The organism is Streptomyces sp. NPDC044921 (assembly GCF_056432865.1).
The window spans coordinates 1-20,991 of the sequence record NZ_JBWKIF010000028.1; the positions used below are offsets into that span (position 1 = coordinate 1).

Genomic DNA, 20,991 nt, shown 5'->3' on the forward strand with positions numbered 1-20,991 from the left:
CCGGTCCGGGAGTAACGGCTCGATCCGCGCCCACTGCGCGTCAGTCAACGGCACAACCGGAACAACGACCGACTGATCCAAACGAAACTGCCTAGAGCGTGCGCTCCAGCCGGTCCGCCACCAGCTTCACGAACTTCGCCGGGTCCTTCGGCTGGCCGCCCTCGGCGAGCACCGCGAGGGTGTGCAGCAGTTCCGCCGACTCGGCCAGCTCCGTGCGGTCCGTGCGGTCCCGGTAGGCCTGGTTCAGCCCCTTCACCAGCGGGTGGCCCGGGTTGAGCTCCAGGATCCGCTTGGTGCGCGGCACCTCCTGTCCCATGGCCCGGTACATGTTCTCCAGGGCCGGGGTCAGGTCGTGCGCGTCGGAGACGACACAGGCCGGGGAGACGGTGAGCCGCGTCGACAGGCGCACCTCCTTGATGTCCTCGTCCAGCTGCTCGCGCATCCAGCCGAGCAGACCGGCGTACTCCTCGGCCTGCTTCTCCCGTTCCTCGCCGGCCTTCTCCGCCTCCTCGGCGTCCAGGTCGATCTCGCCCTTGGCCACCGAGCGCAGCTTCTTGCCCTCGTACTCGCCGACGGCGTCGACCCACACCTCGTCGACGGCGTCGGTGAGCAGCAGGACCTCGATGCCCTTGGCGCGGAACGCCTCCATGTGCGGGGAGTTCTCGATGCTCTGCCGGGACTCGCCGGTGAGGTAGTAGATGTCGTCCTGGCCGTCCTTCATCCGCTCCACGTACTGGGCGAGCGTGGTCGGCTCGTCCCCGTGCGTGGTCGCGAACGACGCGACGGCGAGCAGCGCGTCGCGGTTCTCGGAGTCGGTGACCAGGCCCTCCTTGAGGACCGTGCCGAACTCGCGCCAGAGGGTGGCGTAGCGGTCGGCGTCCTTGGTCATGATCTCCTTGACCGTGGACAGCACCTTCTTCGTGAGCCGGCGCTGCATCATCCGGATGTGCCGGTCCTGCTGGAGGATCTCGCGCGAGACGTTCAGGGAGAGGTCCTGCGCGTCGACGACGCCCTTGACGAAGCGCAGGTAGGGCGGCAGCAGCGCCTCGCAGTCGTCCATGATGAAGACGCGCTTCACGTAGAGCTGGACGCCGCGCTTGAAGTCCCGCGTGAACAGGTCGTGCGGCGCGTGCGAGGGGATGAACAGCAGCGCCTGGTACTCGAAGGTGCCCTCCGCCTGGAGCCGGACGGTCTCCAGCGGCTCGCGCCAGTCGTGGCTGATGTGCTTGTACAGCTCGTGGTACTCGTCGTCGGACACCTCGTCGCGCGAGCGGGCCCACAGGGCCTTCATGGAGTTCAGTGTCTGCGGCTCGGGCGCGTCCTCGCCGTCGCCGGCCTCCGGGACCATCCGGATGGGCCAGGTGATGAAGTCCGAGTACCGCTTGACGATCTCCCGGATCTTCCACTCGGAGGTGTAGTCGTGGAGCTGGTTCTCGGGGTCGGCGGGCTTGAGGTGGAGGGTGACGGAGGTGCCCTGCGGGGCGTCGTCGACGCGCTCCAGGGTGTAGGTGGCCTCGCCGCGCGAAGTCCAGCGGGTGCCCTGGTCCTCGCCGGCCCGGCGGGTGACCAGCGTGACCTCGTCCGCCACCATGAAGCCGGAGTAGAAGCCGACGCCGAACTGGCCGATCAGCCCCTCGGCCCCGGCCGTGTCCTGGGCCTCGCGCAGCTCCCGCAGGAGGGTCGCCGTGCCCGACTTGGCGATGGTCCCGATCAGCTGCCCGACCTCGTCGTACGACATGCCGATGCCGTTGTCCCGCACCGTGAGGGTGCGGGCCTCCTTGTCGACGTCGATCTCGATGTGCAGATCCGACACGTCGGCGTCGAGCGAATCGTCCCTCAGCTTCTCCAGACGCAGCTTGTCGAGCGCGTCGGAGGCGTTGGAGACGAGTTCGCGCAGGAAGACATCCTTGTTCGAGTAGACCGAGTGGATCATCAGCTGTAGCAGCTGACGGGCCTCTACCTGGAACTCAAACGTTTCGGTCGTCATGGTTCGCGGATACCTCACAGGTCGCACAGTGGCCTGAACTGGTGGCAGTCACTGTAAAACACCAAGTCAGGCCGGAGGGCCGGAAGTCAGACGAGGTGGGCGAAGACGACGAGGTTCTCGGTGTAGTCCCGGGCCCGGCGGTCGTAGGACCCGGCGCACGTGATCAGGCGGACCTGGGCCTGGGGGGTGTCGCCGTAGACGCGCTCGCTGGGGAAGGCGTCCTTGCGGAACGACTCCTTGTGGTCGACGACGAAGGTCGCCTTGCTGCCGTCGGCCCGCGTCACGTGGAACGTGTCGCCCTTCTTCAGCTCGCCGAGCCGGGCGAACACCGCCGGTGAGGTCGTCGTGTCCACGTGCCCGGCGATGATCGCGGTGCCGGCCTCGCCGGGCGAGTGGCCCTTGGCGTACCAGCCGACGAGGTTGGTGTCGTCGGGCGGCGGCGGGTCGAGCTGTCCCGTCCGGCCGATGGCGAGGTCCGTGAAGGGCGCGTCGACGGCGATCTTCGGGATGAGCAGGCGCACCGGCGCGGACCGCGGCAGGCGCGGGCCGGCGGATCCGGGCGCGGCGGACGGCGCCGCCGGGGAGGACGGCCCGTCGGGTGCGGCGGAGGCGGTGGCGGCGACGGCCGGCGGGGCGTGCGGCGGGCCGCCGGCGTCGGGGGTCCCGCCGCGGCCTGTGACGAGGTACGCGGTCAGCAGGAGCGCGGCCGCGATCCAGGTCACCGTCACGGCGGTGCGCAGGCGCCGCCTGGTCGGTGCGGGGGCCGGCTCGGCCGGGGAGGGGGGACGGGCTGCCATCAGGGGACCACCTCATTCGGGCACGGCGGCGGGTCGGGCACGGCGGCGGGCGCGACCCGCGGGAGGACGAGCCGGGCCGCCGCGACGCCCGAGAGGCGTGCGCGACGGCCGCGGCGGCTTGTGGCGTCAGGCATCCGTCATGCGGCACCCTGCGACGCCCGCTGGCGGCGCAGCGCGTACAGGCCGGTGCCGGCCACCGCCAGCACGGCGAGGCCGCCGGCGGTCACGCCCGGGGCGCCGGCCAGCCCGCCGCCACCGGTGTGCATGCCACCGTGCGGCTTGTCGTGCTTGCCCTGCCAGGCGCCCTTGTCGTGCCCGTCGTCCTTGCCGTGCTCCTCGTGCTTGCCGTTCTCCTCGTGCTTGCCCTCTTCCTGCTTGCCTTCCTCGTGCTTGCCCTCCTCGTGCTTGCCGTTCTCCTCCTGCTTGCCCTCCTCCTGCTTGCCGTTCTCGTCCTGCTTCTCGCCGTAGGCGTCCTCTTCCTGCTTGTCGCCCCAGGGGTCCTCGGCGTCGGGGTTGTCCCAGTCGTCCGCGTTCACCGCGGCCAGGGCTCCGCCGCCGGTGTGCATCCCGCCGCGCGGCTTGTCGTGCTTGCCGTGCTCGTCGTGCCGGTCGTGCTTGCCGTTCCAGGAGTCCTCGTCGTGCCGGCCGTCCTTGCCGTGCTCCTCGTGCTTGCCCTCGTCGTCACGGTGGTCGCCGTAGCCGTCCTTGTCGTGGCTCCCGTCGTCGTCCGCGGTCAGCCCGGTCAGCGCTCCGCCGCCCGTGTGCATGCCGCCGCGCGGCTCGTGGTGCTTACCGTCCTTGTGGTGCTCCTTGCTGTACGAAGTGGTGTCGTGGTCCCGGTCACCCATCGCCTCGGCGCAGGCGGTGGGTGCGGCGATCGCGAGAGCGGCCGTGGCCGTGGCCGTCGCGAGCAGCATGCGGGCAGAGCGCATCGGTGAGTCCTTCCGTCGCCGACCGGGCAGCTGACGCCGCGCCAGCTCACTCGACCCGGTGTCGACGTGCACCACCGTCAGTCATGCCGGCCGGTCCCACCATTCAGGGCGTTCACACGGGTTACGACCCCACTCTGACGGCGGCATCCCGGCCCCCGCCGGGCCGCTGCGCGAGATCCGCAACCTCCCGCCCCCGCGCACCGTCTCCCACCACGACACGGGGGCGGATCCGCAGGCCCCGGACCGAAGCGGGAGGCGCTCATGGCCATGGTCGGCCTGTTCTGGATCGGCGAGGACTCGGTGTGGGGGCCGAGCCCGTGGGGGCGGCCCCCGGCGTACGGCTGACCGAGGACGGCGTCGCGGTGCTCGGCGCCGACGGGGGCCGGTTCTGGGCCTGGAAGGAGGTGGTCCGCATCGAGACGCGCGACGTGCCGGTGCGCTCGGCCGTGCGGAGGCTGGTGTCCATGACGTTCGACGCCGCGCTCGTCGCGGTCACGGGCGACGGCGAGCTGCCTGCGGCCTTCACCGTGGAGGTGGCGACGGCCGGGGAGACGGTCGTGGCCGACACGCACACGGCCGTCACCGGAGGCATCTACCTGCCCTCCGAGTACGACCTGTCCACGGCCCTCCTGCGGCGGCTGGCCGAGGGGAGCGCGGACATCGCCGATCTCCTGGCGTGGGGCCGGGAGCACGCGGCGGAGGGGACCCCCGGCGCGTGAGGAGCGCGAGGCGCTGCTGCGGAAGTGGGCCGGACTGTAGCCTCCGCCCCGGCCCGCTATCCGGATCCGCAGCCTCCGCCCCGGCCCGCTATCCGGATCCGCGGTGGTCCGGGCGGGCCGGGTCCGGGTCGGCCAGCTGCGCCGCCAGGCCGACGAGGACGAGCCCGCACGCGATGAGCAGGCCCTGGGACAGGACGATGCCCGACCCGAGGACCGCGGCGCCCAGGGCGAGGCCCCACCAGGCGCCGGTGCGCCGGTACTCCCGGGGCCGGACCGGACGGCCGGACCGCAGGGCACGGGCGAACCGGGGGTCCTCACGCTCCAGGCGCGCCGCGAGATCGACCAGACGTTGGTCTTCGGACGGGGGCATGGCGTCTCCTTCCGGAACCCGGCAGCGCTGAGGGGTGACAGGGCACGGCCGAGGCCGTGACGCGTCCTGGGGGGCCGGGCCCTGTGACGGTGCGGCGGGAGACAGCCTGCCGCCGCTGTCCCGCCGGGGCTTCAGCGTCTCCCCCCTCCAGAGGCGTCCGCCATCAGGCCCTGCCCTCATCCTTCCCGGTGTCCGCACCCCACGAACGCGGGGCGGCGGGGCGGGTGTTCGGTGCGGACATGGGTCGCGTGACGGATGGCGGCGACCGGGGCGAGGACACGATGGGTGGGGACGGGCGTCCGCGATGCGGTACGCCGTGTCCTCGCCCCGGCGCGCCCGCCCGCACCGGGGCCGCCCGGCCCGTCCCCGCCCCCGTGGGCGCGACCGACCGGAACGAAGGCCATGACCGATCCGGTCCCTCCCGCACCCGCGACCCGCCGGCCGACGACCGCGCCCAGGTGCGGGTCGGGGTCCGGCCGGCTCACGACGCCGGACGCGACCTCACCGTGGTCGCCGAGGCGGCCGACGGCGTCGAGGCCGTCGGCTCGGCCCGGCACCGCCGTCGCTCGAACCCGCCGTCCGGGGCATACCTCGTCATGCCCCGGCTGACGGGGCTCCGGGCCGCCCGGGAGAGGTCGCGCAGCTGCCCGGAGACACGGTTCCTCGTCCACGTACCACGACGAGCGGTTCTCCCCGGGGCCGCCGGCGGCGGAGCTTCGACGTACGTCCAGGCGTCCACTCGACGCGGGGCCGTGGCTAGCGTTCGGCCTCGGCGGGCTCGGGCACGGGGGGCGTGCCGCCGGCCGGGGTGTCGTCCGCCGGGTCCGGGGCGCGCCGGTCGCGCGCCGGTGCCGTGCGGCCGGGCAGCAGGCCCTGTCCGGCCCGGAGTGCGCGGGCGAGCAGGTGGGCGCGTCCGGCGGCGATGGGTCCGAGGACCGCGAGGACGAGGACGTACCCGGCGATGAACGGGGCGAGGCGGGCGTCGAGTTTGGCGGTGGCGGCCATGGCGGCCAGGATCAGCGCGAACTCCCCGCGGGCGACGAGGGTGGTGGCGATCTCGGCGGCGGGTTCGGTGCCGTAGCGGTAGACGCGGGCGACGAGGAGTCCCGCGACGACGTTCATGAGGACGGTCAGCGCGGCCGCGGCGGCGACCGGGCCGGCGACGGACAGGATGTCACCGGGGTCGATGGACAGGCCGAACGCGAAGAAGAACAAGGCCGCGAAGGCGTCGCGCAGCGGGTGCACCAGGTCCCGTATGCGCGGGCCGGAGGGCGTGCCCGCGAGGATCAGGCGTTTCATCGTGCGGGGACGGATGAGGGCTCGTCCTCGGGGGGTTGCCGGGCGGGCGGGTCCTGCGCCGCGGCTCCGGCCGTGGGCTCGGGCGCGGTCGGTTCGGACGACTCTGCCAGCCTCACTCGGGCGCCGGTGGTGTGACCATCGGTGCCCGCACCCATATCCGGACGGGGGCGTCACCCATCCCGCCCCGCCGTCCCGTCAGACGTGCCGGTGCCCGATGTCCAGCAGGCTCGCCGCCGCCCCGAAGTCCGCGGCGTGGTGGCCGACCGCGAGGGACCAGTGGTGGCCCACGCCGGTGGCGCTCCAGGCGTCGACCCATTCGCCGGGGTCACGGCCGAAGTCGACCCGGCTGGTGGTGTTGCCGATCTCCAGCAGCGGCCCGGGGACGACGGTGCCCTCGCAGGTGACGAAGGACAGGCCGCCGTCCGCGTCCTGGCCCAGTCCGAGCAGGGTGACGGGCCCGGGCCGGACGTCGAACTCGACGCTCACGCCCCAGCCGCGTTTGCCGTGGTAGACGCCGAGACCGCGCAGCAGCGGGTCGCGGGAGGCGACAGCGAGGTGGGCGGGGCCGTCGTGGCCCATCTCCACCACGCCGTCCTCGAAGTTCAGGGCCTGGATCTCCGTGAAGGACCCTCCGGCGCCGACGCTCTGGGAGGCCAGCTGGGCGACGGAGGTGCGCAGTTCGTACTCGCCGGCGGCGGGCACGCCCCGGGCGGTGAGCAGGGAGGCGCCGAGGATCATGCCGGCGCCGAGCCGCTCGTGCAGTTCGCCGTCGAGGCCGCGGTGGTAGTAGGCGAGGCTGTCGAGTCCGAAGTCCGCGACGAGCCGGTCCAGGGCGACCGAGACGGTCGCGCCCCAGGCGAAGTCCTCCTCGTCCACGCTGTCGTCGAGGGTGAAGACCTGCCGGGCGAGCGCCATGCGTTCGCGCGTCTCGGTCTCGCTCACCCGTTCCACGCGGTGACGCAGGTCGTCGAACTCCAGCACCTCCACGTGCGAGCCGAACGTCGCGGACAGCAGGGTCGGGTCGGTCTGCACGTCGAGCATGCCGGGGTACACGTGCCCCATGAGGCCGTGCCGGGCGTGCCGGAGCGCGGCGCGGACCCCCGCCGCCCGGATCCACCGCTCGATGCGCCGCCAGGCGGACTCCTGCCGCAGCCAGCCGGACACCGACCGGAAGGGGATGCCGGCGCGCCGGAAGACGTTGCCGACCTCGGGGACGGGGCACTGCCCGCAGTAGGCCAGCCAGGCCCCGGTGTCGAAGGTGGCGTGGTCCATCCGCTCGGTGGGCTGGAGGTCGATGACGAGGACGGGGGTGTGCGAACGCTGGGCGATCGGCAGCACCATCGAGGAGGTGAGGTACGTCGTCAGGAACAGCACGATCAGGTCGCAGTCCGCGCGGCGCAACTGCTCGGCGGCGCGTGCTCCTTCCTGCGCGTCGGAGACGAAGCCGGCGTCGGTCACCTCCGCGTCCATGGCCCGCAGCCGCCCGGCGACGTGGGCGGCGGACTCCTTCAGCTGCGGCAGGAGGCCGGGAAACTGCGGCCAGTACGTGCCCAGTCCCCCGGCGACCAGTCCGATGCGGGTGCGGCGCCGGGCGACCGGCGGGAGCAGGTCGCGCAGGGCGGCGGCGCGTAGGGCCGTGCGGTCCGCGGTCGTTGCCATGGTCGGTGCTCCTTGTCGGTCGGTCTGCTGCGGCTCTAGGGACTGGGGACGCGCAGGTCCGCTCTGCCGGGCACCGCGCCGGGGGCGCGCGGGACCAGGACGCGGATGATGAACACGCCCGCGAACGCCGCGGCCGTCATGCAGGCGGTGATGGTCCAGAGCAGGACGGCCGGGCTGTGGTCGGCGAGGGCGGGGGTGAAGAACGCGGCGACCGCGAACACGCCCCGGGACAGGGCGTAGGTGAGGCCCTGGGTGGTGGCGCGGGTGTCGGCGGGCAGCGTGAGCTGCGACCACACCTTGTAGTTGGCCTCGCCGGCGAAGGGGTTGGAGAGCTGGTAGAGCACGAAGAAGACGAGCATGCCGGCCAGGGCGCCCGCGGTGAGGGACGCGATGACGAAGGCGAGGACCTGCACCACCGCGGCCACGTGGAAGAGACGGTCGCGCCAGGGCGTGTCGGCGACCCGGACGAAGGCGAAGGTCAGCAGCACCCCGATGGGGATGAAGGCGAGGTTGATGCCGGTGGCGAGGCTCTGCGAGGCGTCGCTGACGGTGACGAGGAGATAGGTGCCGAACTGGCCGAAGGTGTTGGCGCCCAGGCCCCAGGTGACGTAGAAGACGAAGGTCGCGGTCATCGGCAGCAGGGCGGCGCGGGTCCACACGTTCTGCAGCGGGACGCCCTCCGGGGCGTCCCGCGGTTCGGCGCCGGCCGGCTCGTGCCCGCCCTGCAGTTCCAGCCGGGAGCGCAGGGCCCAGGTGACGAGCGCGGCGACGGCCAGCTGCCCGGTGATGAGCCGGGCCCCGGTCATGCCGGTGGTGGACAGCACGAACCCGAGGAAGATGGCGACGGCGATGCCGAGCATCCACATGACCTGCGTGAACGCCACGAGTCTGCCCCGGGCCCAGGAGGGTGCGGCGTCCGACACCACGGCCAGGGAGGTCGGCAGGTCGGCGCCCGCCGCGAGCCCCGCCACGAGGACGCCGATGAGCAGGGTGATGTCGTCCGGGGCCAGCGTGATGACGATCGCGCCGAGCGCGAAGCAGAAGATGTCCCAGTTGTAGACGCGGCGGCGGCCGAAGAGGTCGGCGAGCCGTCCGCCGACGAGGGATCCGACGGCGATGCAGCCGGTGACGATCGCGCTGATCGCCCCGGCCATCCACACCCCCATGTCGTAACTGTCCCGGTAGATGGCCAGGTTGACGGAGATGCTCACGATCAGCCCGGCATCGAGGTAGGAGGCCATGCCGGACAGCGCGGCGGCCTTCCAGAGCGGTTTCGGGATGGGGCGGGTACCGGCCATGATGCGACTCCGTCGTCTGGTGACATCGCGGTTCCGTGGGCCCGGTCGCAGCGAATATAGGGCGCCGAAAACGTTGCAACAAGGTGTCGCGCACGCATGCGTGACCTGACGCCGGCTTCGGTCCCGGCGTTCCCGGCTCTGGTGCGGCTCCCCCTGCTCGCCTACGGTGAAGGCGGCCTGAAAACGTTTTAGGGGAAGGACCGCGTCCGTGCTCTCCCCCGCGCTCCGGCAGCTGTTCGACGACCCGCCCCGCGCGTTCGGTCCCACGCCGCTGTGGTGGTGGTCCGGCGCGAAGGTCACCCGTGAGCGACTCGCCTGGCAGCTGCGGGCGTTCGCGCGGGGCGGTGTGCACAACCTCGTGGTCATCAACCTGGCCCCGGCGGGCCCGGCCTTCGGTGCCCGGGCCGACGACCCCGCCTGGTTCGGCGAGGAATGGTGGGCCCGTTTCACCGACGCCTGCGAGATCGCCGCCGGACTGGGCACGCGTCTGTGGTTCTACGACCAGATCGGCTTCTCGGGCGCCAACGTGCAAGGGCAGGTGACGCGGCGTCATCCCCGGGCGGCCGGGCTCGCGTTGCGCTGCCGCGCGGTGCGCGTCCGCGGGGGCTCGGTCGGTCCGCGCGAGGGGGAGGTGCCCCTGGCCGCCTACGACGCGACGGGCCGGCGTCTCGGCCTCGGCGCGGGCGGGGCGGTCGGGGCCGCCGAGGGGAGCGGGGTGCGGCTCGTCACGGCCGTCCCGACCGCGTTCGACTATCTGGACCCGTACGCCGTCGGCCTCCTGATGGACGCGGTCCACCACGAGTACGACCGCCGCGTGCCCGCGTACCTGGGCACGGTCGTCGCGGGCAGCTTCCAGGACGAGCTGCCCGGCACGAACGCCTGGAGCCACCGCTTCGCCGAGGAGTTCCGCGCCCGGCGGGGCTACGACCTGCTCGACCACCTGCCGGCGCTGTTCGGCGCGGACGCCGGGGTGCCGCGGGGCAAGATCCGCGCCGACTACTACGCGGTCCGTGCGGAGCTCACCGAGGAGGCACTGTTCAGGCCGCTCGCCGCGTGGCACCGGGAGCGGGCCATGCTGCTGGGCAGCGACCAGGCCCACCCGGCCCGCGCGGGCCACCCGGCCCAGTCGACGCAGATCTACACCGACTACTTCCGCACCCACCGCTGGTACGGCGCGGCGGGCAGCGACCACCACGGCGACGCCAAGGTCCACTCCTCCATGGCGCACCTGTACGGCCACGAGCGGGTGTGGATCGAGGCGTTCCACTCCTCCGGCTGGGGCGGCACGCTGGAGGACACCTACGCCTGGCTGCTGCCGTTCCTGCGCAGCGGCGCCAATCTGTACAACCCGCACGCCAGTTACTTCGGCACCGCGGGCGGCTGGTTCGAGTGGGCGCCGCCGTCCACCGACTGGCGCCAGCCGTACTGGAGGCAGTACCCGGCCTTCTCCCGGGCCGTGGCGCGGATCTGCTCGATCATGTCGTGGGGCGGCTACGCGGCCGACGTGGCCGTGCTGTACCCGACCGCCACCATGCAGGCGCTCCTCCCGCTGGACGCGCCGGTGCGGCACTTCGGCGACGGCCGGCTGGGCACCGGCTACGCCGCCGCCGACGAGACGCAGCGGCACTACCTGGACCTGTGCGGCACGAACAACTGGCTCGCCCCGCACGTGGGTTCCCTGGACCGGCACGGGATCTCCTTCGACGTGGTCGACGACGGCTCGGTGCGGCGCGCCGAGGTCTCGGACGGCGCCCTGCGGATCAGGGACCTGGCCTACCGGGCGGTGCTGCTGCCGTCGGCGAGCGTCCTGGAGGAGGGGACGGCGCGCCGGCTGGCCGAACTGCTCGACGCCGGCGGCCGGGTCGTGGTCGTGGGGCGTCCGCCCGTGACGGCGGCGGGCCGGTCGGGGGACGACTCCGTGGTGGCCGCGCTGGCCGCCCACCCGCGACTGGAGCGGGTGCCCGGCCCGGAGGCCGGGGCGGCGGCGGTGGCCGACGCGGCCGGGTACGCGACGGGGGAGGTGCCCCTGCTCGTCCGGCGGCGCGGCGGTGAGGGGGTGGCCCTGGTGACGGCGGCCTTCCCGGAGATCGGCCCGCACCCGCTGCGGCCCGGTACCGCTCCGGCCCTCGCCCGCGCCTCGACCGTGACCGTGCGGGCCCGGGTCGCCGAGGCCGAGGTGTGGGACCCGGCGAGCGGCTCCCGCCGCACCGCGCGCGTGACGGTCTGCGGCGACGGCGCCGCCTCGGCCATCGAGGTGCCGCTGGAGGGAGCGCCCGCGGTGCTGGTCGTGTGGCGCGAGGACCGGGAGCCGCCCGTGCCGGGCGGGCCGTCCGCGCGGCCGGCGGCCGCCCCGCCGGCCGGGAGGCCTCCGTCGGACGAACGGCGGTCGCCCGGCCGGGTCGACGACCTCTCGGCCGGCTGGCACGGCCGGCTCGTCCCCACCCTGGACAACACCTGGGGCGACCTCGCCCTGCCCCCGGGTTCGCCCGTGGACGAGCCGCAGATCTGGACCATGGAGTGGACCGAGGGCGCGCAGTGGGAGCGGACCCGGGCCACCTACGGCAACCGGGTGCGGATCCTGCCCCCGGTCCCGGCCGGCGAGGTGCCCGAGCCGCTGGACGCCGCGCGCGTGGAGCGGATCCTGGCCGGTGAACTGCCGCTCGTGCCGCCGGGACCGGGCTGGGAGGTCGCGGTGTACTCGTCGAGCCGCGGCGCGCCGGACCAGGGCGGGCTGCTGGGTACCAAGGGGCTGGTGAACGAGGAGTTCGTCCAGGTGCCCGTGCCCGGGGACGGGTCGGCCGCCCGGGTGAGGGCGATCGTGGAGACCGACCGGCGGGGACCGGCCGAGCTGCACGTCGGCGCGGAGGCGGTCAAGCGGGTGTGGTGGAACGGCGAGCCGCTGACCCCGGTGAGCGGCGGGTACGTCGCCTCCGCCCCGGTGACGGTGGTCCGCGGGCGGAACGTCCTGGAGTACGAACTGTCCGGCGCGCAGGACCGCCCCACCGCGATCTCCGCCACCGGCGGCACACCGCTCGGCAGTTTCTTCTGCCTGTCCGGGCCGGGCGGACTCGGGCCCCGGCCGCGGTTCATGCGCCCGCCCGACGCCGTGCCGCCCGACGGCCCGGTGACCTACCGCGCGCGGTTCCGGGCCCCGGTCGGCGGCGCCCCGGCGGTGCTGGTCGTGGGAGCCGCGTCGGCGGTCACCGTGCTGATCGACGGGGACGTGGTGGCCCGGCAGGAGAAGGCGGAGTACTACGAGGCGGACTGGGGCGCCGTTGCGATGTTCTTCCGCCACGCGCCGGTGCTGCGGGCGGGCGAGCACACGCTGGAGGTCGTCGCCGGCCCCGGGGACGCGGTGTTCGTCGACCTGGTGGCGGGCTCGGGCGCCGAGGCGGCGGCCCTGGTCAGCGGCGCCGGCTGGGAGGCCGCGACGGGGACCTGGCGGGGCCGGACCGTCGAGGACGAACGACGGCGCGGGGAGCTCCGGCACTGCCACGCCGCCGTACGGCCGCACCCGCTGCCGGGCACCGGGTGGCTCACGGGCCGCCCGCTGCCGGGCGGCGGCGTGTGGCCGTCGCGGACCACCGACGACGTCCGCACCTCGCCCCAGCGTTTCCGGTTCACCGTCCCCCCGGGAACGGTGTCGCTCCACCTGCCGTGCGCACTGCCCGCGCGCGTGCGGGTCGGGGACGGCGAGGAGAGCGCCCTGACGGACGGCCGGCTGACACTTCGTGAACCCCTGGCGGCGCCCACCCGCGTCGAGGTCGTCACGGAGCCCACGGAGTTCCTGCGCGGCGGCTCGGCCTGGCGCGGGCCGGTGCGGGTGGGGACCGTTCCCGCCCCGCTGCCGCTGGGCGACTGGCGGGAGCTGGGGCTGGGCTCCTGGAGCGGGGGCGTGACGTACACCCGGGAGCTCCGGGTGCCGCCGGGGCCCGACCCGGTGCTGGACCTCGGGCGGGTGCGGGGCAGCGTGGAGGTGGCGATGGACGGGGAGTTCGCCGGGGAGGCGTTCTGCGCGCCGTACCGTTTCCCGCTGCGTGGTGCGGCCGGGCGGACGGTACGGCTGGAGGTGACCGTGCGGGGGACGCTGGCGCCCTATCTCCGGGAGGCGACACCGACGCGGTGGGCCTTCACGTCCCAGCTGGCGTCGGGGCTGTTCGGGCCCGTGACGCTGCGGATCCCGGCCTAGTGTCCCGGTCCGGAGATCCTGTCGCAGTAGCGGCAGATGCGGTCGATGATCTGGTCTGCGGTCTTGGTCCATGTGAAGGGCTTGGCCTGCTGGTTCCAGGCCTTGATCCAGTCTTCGAGAGCGGTTTTGAGCTCGTCGAGTGAGCAGAACACGCCGCGCTCGAGGCAGCGCCGCTGCAGTGCGGCGAACCACCGCTCGACCTGGTTGATCCAGGACGAGTAGGTCGGAGTGACGTGCAGATGGATCCGGGGATGCGCGAGCAGCCACGTGTGGACCACCGGCGCCTTGTGGGCGCAGAGGTTGTCGCAGATCACGTGAACCGCCAGGCCGGGATCGCTCTGGCGGTCGATCTCGTCGAGGAAGTCGCGGAAGTCCACGGCCCGGTGCTCGGCTTCGGATAACACCAGCGGTTGCAGCCTGCTGTCCCCCATTCCTCCAGCAGACCGCAGCTGCCAGCCGCTGTCACCGCCCGAGCCAAGATCTGAAACGAACCACGACTCACGTGGCGAGACGTGAACTCAAGACCAGATCACCAGGGACCCTCGCTCGGCGGGCGGGTGGAGTCTCGCAGGACGAGGCCGGGGGTGAAGACGCGGGTCTCGTGGACGTGGTCGGCGTGGGCCTCGACCTCGTCGAGCAGCATCTCCACGGCCGCCCGGCCGAGGTCCTCCACGGGCTGGCGGACCGTCGTCAGGGTCGTCGCGCCGAAGCCGGCGATGTCGAGGTCGCCGTAACCGACGACCTGGACGTCCTCGGGGATGCGCACGCCCCGTTCCGTCAGCCCGCGGCACACACCGGCGGCGAGGAAGTCGTTGGTGCAGAACACGCCGTCGGGCAGCTCCTTCAGGCCGCGGGCGATGTCCGTGCCGTACGCGACGGTCATGCGCTCGGCGACGGCCTGGTCCAGCCGCGCCTCACGCCGGCTGCGCACGGCCTGCCGGGCGCCCTGGTAGCGGTCGGCGCACTGGCGTATGCCGCGTTCGCCGTTGACGACGAGGATGTCGCGCGCCCCGCGGTCGAGGAGGTGCTGTACGGCGATGCGGCCGCCCGCGATGTCGTCGACGGAGGCCGAGCAGCCCTCCTGGTCGGGCATGGCCCGGTCGGCGAGGACCAGCGGGATGCCCCGTTCGCGCAGCCGGGCCAGCCGGCCCGGGTCGGCGCCGAGCGGTACGACCACCACGCCGACGGCCCGTTGCCCGACCAGCATGCCGAAGTAGCCCTGCTCGCGGTCGGGGTCGTCGCCGCTGTGGCACAGCACGAGGGAGTAGCCGTGGTCGTAGGCCGCGTCCGCCGCGCCCCGGGCGATGCGCGCGTAGAAGGAGTTGGTGACGTCGGGCAGCACCAGCCCGATCGCGCTGGCCCGTCCGGTGCGCAGTCCGGCGGCTCCGGGGTGCGGGACGTAGTCGAGTTCGGCGACGGCGACGCGGACGCGCTCGGCGGTGCGCGCGTTGACGCGCTCGGGCCTGTTGAGCACGTTCGACACCGTGGACACCGAGACGCCGGCGGCGGCCGCGACGTCCTGGATGCGGGCGGGGCGTGCCGGAATGGCGTCCACCCCCTCGCTGGTGCGGCCGTGCGACCAGGCACGACGGTGGTCTTCGCTGGGCGGCGCAAGTATAACGTGGAACGTTTTCGCCGGGCGGCCGCGGGTGCGGTCCGTCAGCGCCCGGGCGCGGGGCGCCGGGGTGCCGTCGCCCCGGCCAGGAGGCGGCGGAAGGTCGGGCATTCCAGGTGGCTGGGCGCCGGGCACGCGGCGGCGTGCCGCAGGGAGTCGCGCAATGTGCCCAGTTCGCGGATCCTGCGGTCCAGCTCGTCCGCCTTGTCCGCGAGCATCCGCCGGTCGATGCTCGGCCGGCCGTCCGGCGCGAACATGCGGGCGATCTCGTCGAGCGAGAAGCCGGCCGTGCGGCCCAGCGCGATGAGCGCCAGCCGCTCCAGCACGCCGGGGTCGTACTGGCGGCGCAGGCCGCGCCGGCCGGTGGAGGCGATCAGCCCCTTCTCCTCGTAGAACCGCAGGGTCGAGGCGGGCAGCCCGGCGCGCTGCGCCACCTCGGCGATGTCCAGCTCCGTCATTGCCTTGACCTCAAGTCGACTTGAAGTAGAACGCTGTCATCCCCGCCCGACGAAGGCAAGCAGGAGGAGAGACGACCATGAACGCTCCGCGGATGAACGAGGACGACCCGGCGGCCCGCTGGAACGGACCCGCCGGACACGCCTGGGTGGACCTCCAGGAGGTGCTGGACGGGATGTTCCGGCCCTTCGAGGAGCTGCTCGTCGAGGCGGTGGCGGCGGAACACGCGGGCAGCGTGCTCGACGTCGGCTGCGGCACGGGCGGCGTCACCCGGGCCGTGGCACGACGGGTCGGTCACTGCGTCGGCATCGACCTCTCGGGGCCGATGGTCGGCGCCGCCCGGGAGCTCGCGGACCGGGAGGGCGTACCGGCGTCGTTCGTCCGGGGCGACGCCCAGGAGTACGCCTTCGAGCCGGCCGGTTTCGACGCCGTCGTCTCGCGTTTCGGCGTCATGTTCTTCAGCGATCCCGTCCGGGCGTTCACGAACCTCCGCGGCGCCGTCGGGGACGGCGGTGCCCTGCGGCTCGTGGTGTGGCGCGGTCCCGAGGAGAACCCGTTCATGACCACGGCCGAGCGCGCCGCCGCGCCCCTCGTGCCGGACCTTCCGCCGCGCCGGCCCGGCCAGCCGGGGCAGTTCGCCTTCGCCGACCCGGGACGGGTCCACCGGATCCTGGCGGAGAGCGGATGGTCCGGGATCGACCTGCGGCCGGTCGACGCGGTCTGCACCCTGCCCGAGAGGGAACTCGTCCGCTACTTCACCCGGCTCGGCCCTCTCGGCATGATCCTGCCGGAGGCGGACGAGCGGACCCGGGCGCGCGTCGTCGACACGGTCCGCCCCGCGTTCGATCCCTTCGTGCGGGGCGAGGAGGTCCGCTTCACGGCGGCCTGCTGGGCGGTCTCCGCCCGGGCCGCCGCCGCGAAACTTTCGTGAGGCTCTGCCCCCTTTTCGGAGGGCGGGCGCCCCGCGCATAGTGAGATCACGATGACGCAGAAGAGAGCCCTGGTTGTCCGGGGCGGGTGGGAAGGCCACGAGCCGGTCAAGGCGACGGAGCTGTTCCTGCCCTTCCTCCGGGACAACGGATACGCCGTCCGGGTCGAGGAATCGACCGACGTCTACGCCGACACCGCCGAGATGGCCGCCACCGACCTCGTCGTGCAGTGCGTGACCATGTCGCAGATCACGTCCGAGCAGGTGGCGGGACTGGGTGCGGCGGTCGTCGCCGGCACCGGTCTCACCGGCTGGCACGGCGGCATCGCCGACTCGTTCCGCGCCTCGTCCGACTATCTCCACCTGGTGGGCGGCCAGTTCGTCACCCATCCCGGCAAGGAGCCGTGCGAGCGGCGGGGCGAGGCGGCGGACAACTTCCTGCCGCACACCATCACCCTCACCGAGGCCGGTCGCGCCCACCCGGTCACCGCGGGCATCGAGGACTTCGAGCTGCACACCGAGCAGTACTGGGTGCTCCACGACGACCTCGTCGACGTCCTGGCCACCACCACCCATCCGGTCCGGCCGTGGCAGCCCTGGCACCGGCCGGTGACCTCACCGGCGGTGTGGACGCGGCACTGGGGCGCCGGGCGGATCGTGGTGACGACCCCCGGGCACAGCCTGGACGTGCTGGAGCACCCCCAGGTCCGCACCATCATCGAGAGGGGCATGCTGTGGGCGACGCGCACCGCGTCGGCGTCGTAGGGCTCGGGGTCATCTCCGGCGCCTATCTGGACACGCTCGCCGGGCATCCCGCCGTACGCGTCACCGCGGTCGCCGACCTCGACGCCGCCCGCTCGGCGGCGGCCGCGGCCGCGCTGCCGGGTGTGCGGGCGCTGACCGTCGAGGAGTTGCTGAGCAGCCCGGACGTGGACACGGTCCTGAACCTCACCACGCCGGCGGCCCACGCCGAGATCGCCCTCGGGGCGATCGCCCGCGGCAAGCACGTCTACGGGGAGAAGCCGCTGGCCGCGGATCTGGCGGGGGCCCGGGCCGTCATGGCGGCCGCCGCGCGGGCGGGCGTCCGGGCCGGGTGCGCGCCGGACACGGTGCTGGGCACGGGAGTTCAGACGGCCCGGGCGGCCGTGGAGGCGGGCAGCGTCGGCCGTCCCCAGTTCGCCTCGGCCGTGATGGTGACGCCGGGTCACGAGCGCTGGCACCCCCACCCCGACTTCTACTACACGGCCGGCGGCGGCCCGCTGATGGACATGGGCCCGTACTACCTCTCGTCCCTGGTCCACCTGCTGGGCCCGGTCCGTGCGGTGACCGGGGCGGCCGGCCGGCTGCGCGCCGAGCGGGTCATCGGATCCGGGCCGCGTGCGGGCGAGCGGATACCGGTCGAGGTGGACAGCCACGTCTCGGGCGTCCTGGAGCACGTGAGCGGAACGCTGACGACCCTGACGACGAGCTTCGACGGGGTGGCGACCACGGCGGCCCCGATCGAGGTGCACGGCGAGCGGGGCAGCCTCGCGGTCCCCGATCCGAACCGCTTCGACGGCGAGGTGCGGCTCCACGCGCTCGGCGACACGCAGTGGCGCGCCCTTCCCGTGTCGGCGGGTTACGAGGACGGGGCCCGCGGTGTCGGCCTGCTGGACTTCCTCGCCCCCGGCGGGCGGCGCGCGAACGGCGAGGTCGCCCTGCATGTCCTGGAGACGATGACCGCCCTGCTGCGCTCCGCGGCCGAGGGCCGGCGCGTGGAGCTGACGACGTCGGCGGCGGTGCCCGCGCCCGTGCCGCTGACGGCGGCCGCGCACTGGCGGGAGCAGTCCGCCCCCAGCCCCGCCTGACCCCATCAGTCCACCGGCCAGGTGTGCGCGGGCGCGTTCATGTGCATGTAGTCCATGTACGTCCTGGTCATCTGCCGCAGCGCCGCACGCCGGTCGGACAGGCCCGTCTTCTCCAGGTGGTGCACCGTCTCCGCCTGCCACAGCGCGCCGTTGCGGGCGGTGACGCAGCGCTGCTCGATGATGCCCAGCAGCGGTTCGCGCCACGCGGCGTCCAGCCCGGCCAGCTCCAGGCCCCGGTGGGCCAGGGGCAGCAGGCGGCGCAACACCAGTTCGGTGACGGGCACTTCGCCCGCCCCGGGCCAGTAGAGGCGGGCGTCGATGCCGTCCCGGGCGGCGGTGTGCAGGTTCTCCTCGGCGACCGAGAAGGACATCCGCGTCCACACCGGCCGGTCCTCGTCGACCAGGGCGCGGGTCAGGCCGTAGTAGAAGGCGCCGTTGGCGATGATGTCGGCGACCGTGGGCCCGGCGGGCAGGACCCGGTTCTCGATGCGCAGGTGCGGGCCGCTGTCGGTGACCGCGTAGACGGGGCGGTTCCAGCGGTAGATCGTGCCGTTGTGGAGGGTGAGTTCACCCAGCTCGGGGACGCGGCCGTCGTCGAGCTCGCGCTGCGGGTCCTCGTCCTCGCACAGCGGCAGCAGGGCCGGGAAGTAGCGGACGTTCTCCTCGAAGAGGTCGAAGACGCTGGTGATCCAGCGCTCTCCGAACCACACCCGGGGCCGGACGCCCTGCGCCTTGATCTCCTCGGGCCGGGTGTCGGTGGCCTGCTCGAACAGGGGGATGCGGGTCTCGCGCCACAGCTCCTTGCCGAACAGGAAGGGCGAGTTGGCCGCGAGGGCGATCTGCACGCCCGCGACGGCCTGGGCGGCGTTCCAGTACTGCGCGAACTCCCTGGGCGCGACCTGGAGGTGGAACTGGGTGCTGGTGCAGGCCGCCTCGGGGGTGATGGTGTCGGCGTACGTCGCCAGGCGCTCCACGCCGTCGACCCTGATCCGCAGGTCCTCGCCCCGCGCCGCGAAGATCTGCTCGTTGAGCAGCCGGTAGCGGGGGTCCCCGGAGAGCGCCGCCCCGCTCACGTCCGACTCGCCCAGCGTCGGCAGGATGCCCACCATGATCAGGTGGGCGCCGACGGCCGAGGCGCGGTCCTCGGCGTGGTTGAGGGCGTCGCGGATCGCCCGCTCCCAGTCGCCGGGCCCGCCGGTGGTCAGCTCCCGGGGCGGGATGTTGATCTCCAGGTTGAAGCGGCCGAGCTCGCTGGACCAGGCCGGGTCGGCGATCGCCTGCAGCACGTCGGTGTTGCGCATCGCCGGGAGAGCGTCGTCGTCGACGAGGTTGAGCTCGATCTCCAGCCCGACCCGGGGGCGCTCGCTCTCGAAACCGGACTCGCGCAGCATCCGCGCCAGCACCTCGAGGTCGGTGTGCATCTTCTCCCGGTACCGGCGGCGGTCCTCCCGCGTGAACACCAGGGCCGGCACGTCACGTCCCATCGTGCCCTCCTGAAGGTCCCTCGGCGGATGCGTACCGTCCCAGCCTCGCACCTTGTCCCCGGCCCCGCACCCACCTAGCCTGAGTTTGTGCCGCAAATAAACAAAGCCCGAACGCACAGTGCCGTGCCGGGTGACCGCGACTCCCTCACCCGGCTCCGCGCCGCCCTCACCGTCTTCTTCGCCCTGGACGGCTTCGTCTTCGCCGGCTGGGTCGTCCGGATCCCCGCGATCAAGGAGCAGACGAACGCCTCCGCCGGCGCCCTCGGGCTCGCCCTGCTGGGCGTCTCGGCGGGAGCCGTCGTCACCATGACCCTCACCGGGCGGCTGTGCCGCCGCTACGGCAACCACCGGGTCACCGTCGTCTGCGCGGTCCTGCTCTCGCTCAGTGTCGCGCTGCCGCCGCTCACCCACTCGGCGCTCGCGCTCGGCCTGGTCCTGCTGCTCTTCGGCGCCGCCTACGGCGGGATCAACGTGGCCTTCAACAGCGCCGCCGTCGAACTGGTGGCCGCCCTGCGCCGGCCGGTCATGCCGAGCTTCCACGCCGCGTTCAGCCTGGGCGGGATGACCGGCGCGGGTCTCGGCGGACTGGTCGCCGGGTCCCTCTCCCCCACCCGGCACCTGCTGCTGCTCACGGCCGTCGGACTGGTCGTGACGGCCGCCGTGGGCCCCACGCTGCTGCGGCACGAGCCGCCGGCGCACCCGGAGCGGGATCCGGACCGGCCGCGGGGGGCCGCCCCGCGCCGCCTGGACCGCCGCACCAGGGCCCTGGTGCTCGTCTTCGGCCTGATCGCCGGCTGCACCGCGTACGGCGAGGGGGCGCTGGCCGACTGGGGCGCCCTGCACCTGGAACAGGACCTCGACGCCTCCGCGGGCGCCGCGGCCGCCGGCTACGCCTGCTTCGCGCTCGCGATGACGGTGGGCCGGCTGACCGGCACCACCCTGCTGGAACGCCTGGGGCGGACCCGGACGGTCGTCGCCGGCGGTGCCACCGCGGCGGCCGGCATGCTCCTGGGCTCCCTCGCACCCTCCCTGTGGGCGGCCCTGCTCGGCTACGCGGTCACGGGCCTGGGCCTGGCGAACCTCTTCCCCGTGGCGGTGGAACGCGCGGGCGCCCTGGCCGGGCCGAGTGGCGTCGCCACGGCCTCCACCCTGGGGTACGGCGGCATGCTGCTCGGCCCGCCCGCGATCGGCTTCATGGCGGAGTGGTTCACGCTGCCGGCCGCGCTGACCAGCGTGGCGCTGCTGGCCGCGGTGGCGGCGGTGGTCGGGGCGCTGGTGGGGGCGGCCGCCCGCCGGGCCGGCGGATGACCCGGGTGCCGCCGTCCGGGTGAACGGCGCCCCGGCGCGCAATCCGTCCCGGGCAGGAGATCGGCACCCTCGCGATCCTGGGTACCCGTGGCCGGGCCCGACG

At 73.7% G+C, this 20,991-nt stretch carries 16 protein-coding genes and 1 pseudogene; 6 read left to right on the plus strand and 11 right to left on the minus strand.

Translation table 11 applies throughout. The features are described 5' to 3' along the window. Positions 1-91: 91 nt before the first annotated feature. From htpG to AC07DA_RS32160, 3 genes are all read right to left on the minus strand, one after another. Positions 92-1,987: a molecular chaperone HtpG gene (gene htpG, locus AC07DA_RS32150; protein WP_479131751.1), complete on the minus strand. Its 1,896-nt coding sequence runs from the start codon at positions 1,985-1,987 to the stop codon at positions 92-94. 86 nt (positions 1,988-2,073) lie between these two features. Continuing rightward, entirely contained in the window at positions 2,074-2,784 is a 711-nt protein-coding gene (locus AC07DA_RS32155; RefSeq protein ID WP_479131752.1) for a class F sortase, read from the minus strand. A 137-nt stretch (positions 2,785-2,921) separates the two neighbouring features. Beyond that, positions 2,922-3,716 carry a hypothetical protein gene (locus AC07DA_RS32160; RefSeq protein ID WP_479131753.1) on the minus strand — a complete coding sequence of 265 codons (795 nt, stop codon included), beginning with the start codon at positions 3,714-3,716 and terminating at the stop codon, positions 2,922-2,924. A gap of 302 nt (positions 3,717-4,018) precedes the next feature. On the opposite strand from AC07DA_RS32160, the gene AC07DA_RS32165 reads away from it, so the two are divergent. Next, the gene (locus tag AC07DA_RS32165) at positions 4,019-4,435 is read left to right on the plus strand and encodes a hypothetical protein (RefSeq protein ID WP_479131754.1); all 417 of its coding nucleotides are present in this window, start codon (positions 4,019-4,021) and stop codon (positions 4,433-4,435) included. A gap of 88 nt (positions 4,436-4,523) precedes the next feature. Here the strand turns inward: AC07DA_RS32165 and AC07DA_RS32170 are convergent, their stop codons facing one another. The 4 genes and pseudogenes from AC07DA_RS32170 to AC07DA_RS32185 form a co-directional block, all read right to left on the minus strand. Next, the gene (locus AC07DA_RS32170) at positions 4,524-4,805 is read right to left on the minus strand and encodes a DUF3040 domain-containing protein (RefSeq protein ID WP_479131755.1); all 282 of its coding nucleotides are present in this window, start codon (positions 4,803-4,805) and stop codon (positions 4,524-4,526) included. A gap of 756 nt (positions 4,806-5,561) precedes the next feature. After that, positions 5,562-6,104 (minus strand): annotated as a pseudogene (locus AC07DA_RS32175) (cation:proton antiporter domain-containing protein); the annotation flags it as partial. 195 nt (positions 6,105-6,299) lie between these two features. Continuing rightward, positions 6,300-7,763 carry an arabinose isomerase gene (locus tag AC07DA_RS32180; protein ID WP_479131756.1) on the minus strand — a complete coding sequence of 488 codons (1,464 nt, stop codon included), beginning with the start codon at positions 7,761-7,763 and terminating at the stop codon, positions 6,300-6,302. Between the two features lie 35 nt (positions 7,764-7,798). After that, positions 7,799-9,061, minus strand: a complete 1,263-nt coding sequence (locus tag AC07DA_RS32185; RefSeq protein WP_479131757.1) for an MFS transporter — start codon at positions 9,059-9,061, stop codon at positions 7,799-7,801. A gap of 208 nt (positions 9,062-9,269) precedes the next feature. On the opposite strand from AC07DA_RS32185, the gene AC07DA_RS32190 reads away from it, so the two are divergent. Beyond that, positions 9,270-13,250, plus strand: a complete 3,981-nt coding sequence (locus tag AC07DA_RS32190; RefSeq protein ID WP_479131758.1) for a glycosyl hydrolase — start codon at positions 9,270-9,272, stop codon at positions 13,248-13,250. Here AC07DA_RS32190 and AC07DA_RS32195 read toward each other — a convergent pair. The 3 genes from AC07DA_RS32195 to AC07DA_RS32205 all read right to left on the minus strand — a co-directional run bounded on the left by AC07DA_RS32195 (position 13,247) and on the right by AC07DA_RS32205 (position 15,323). Beyond that, complete coding sequence (locus AC07DA_RS32195) at positions 13,247-13,654, minus strand: IS630 family transposase (RefSeq protein ID WP_479131759.1); 408 nt, start codon at positions 13,652-13,654, stop codon at positions 13,247-13,249. The two genes, AC07DA_RS32190 and AC07DA_RS32195, sit on opposite strands and share 4 nt — an antisense overlap. Before the next feature lie 125 nt (positions 13,655-13,779). Next, a complete protein-coding gene (locus AC07DA_RS32200) occupies positions 13,780-14,805 on the minus strand; it encodes a LacI family DNA-binding transcriptional regulator (protein ID WP_479131760.1) in 1,026 nt (341 codons plus the stop codon). A 104-nt stretch (positions 14,806-14,909) separates the two neighbouring features. Next, the gene (locus tag AC07DA_RS32205; protein WP_479131761.1) at positions 14,910-15,323 is read right to left on the minus strand and encodes a helix-turn-helix domain-containing protein; all 414 of its coding nucleotides are present in this window, start codon (positions 15,321-15,323) and stop codon (positions 14,910-14,912) included. Positions 15,324-15,400: 77 nt separating this feature from the next. On the opposite strand from AC07DA_RS32205, the gene AC07DA_RS32210 reads away from it, so the two are divergent. From AC07DA_RS32210 to AC07DA_RS32220, 3 genes are read left to right on the plus strand one after another with little or no spacing between them, the layout of a single operon-like run. Further along, positions 15,401-16,252, plus strand: coding sequence for a class I SAM-dependent methyltransferase (locus AC07DA_RS32210; protein WP_479131762.1), 852 nt, complete (start codon positions 15,401-15,403; stop codon positions 16,250-16,252). A gap of 51 nt (positions 16,253-16,303) precedes the next feature. Then, complete coding sequence (locus tag AC07DA_RS32215) at positions 16,304-17,014, plus strand: ThuA domain-containing protein (protein WP_479131763.1); 711 nt, start codon at positions 16,304-16,306, stop codon at positions 17,012-17,014. After that, positions 16,984-18,096, plus strand: a complete 1,113-nt coding sequence (locus AC07DA_RS32220) for a Gfo/Idh/MocA family protein (RefSeq protein ID WP_479131764.1) — start codon at positions 16,984-16,986, stop codon at positions 18,094-18,096. Before AC07DA_RS32215 ends, AC07DA_RS32220 begins: the two co-directional genes overlap by 31 nt. Before the next feature lie 5 nt (positions 18,097-18,101). Here the strand turns inward: AC07DA_RS32220 and AC07DA_RS32225 are convergent, their stop codons facing one another. Beyond that, positions 18,102-19,580, minus strand: coding sequence for a glutamate-cysteine ligase family protein (locus AC07DA_RS32225; protein WP_479131765.1), 1,479 nt, complete (start codon positions 19,578-19,580; stop codon positions 18,102-18,104). Between the two features lie 123 nt (positions 19,581-19,703). Between AC07DA_RS32225 and AC07DA_RS32230 the strand changes: the two genes are divergently transcribed. Next, positions 19,704-20,888 carry an MFS transporter gene (locus AC07DA_RS32230; protein ID WP_479131766.1) on the plus strand — a complete coding sequence of 395 codons (1,185 nt, stop codon included), beginning with the start codon at positions 19,704-19,706 and terminating at the stop codon, positions 20,886-20,888. Positions 20,889-20,991 lie beyond the last annotated feature (103 nt).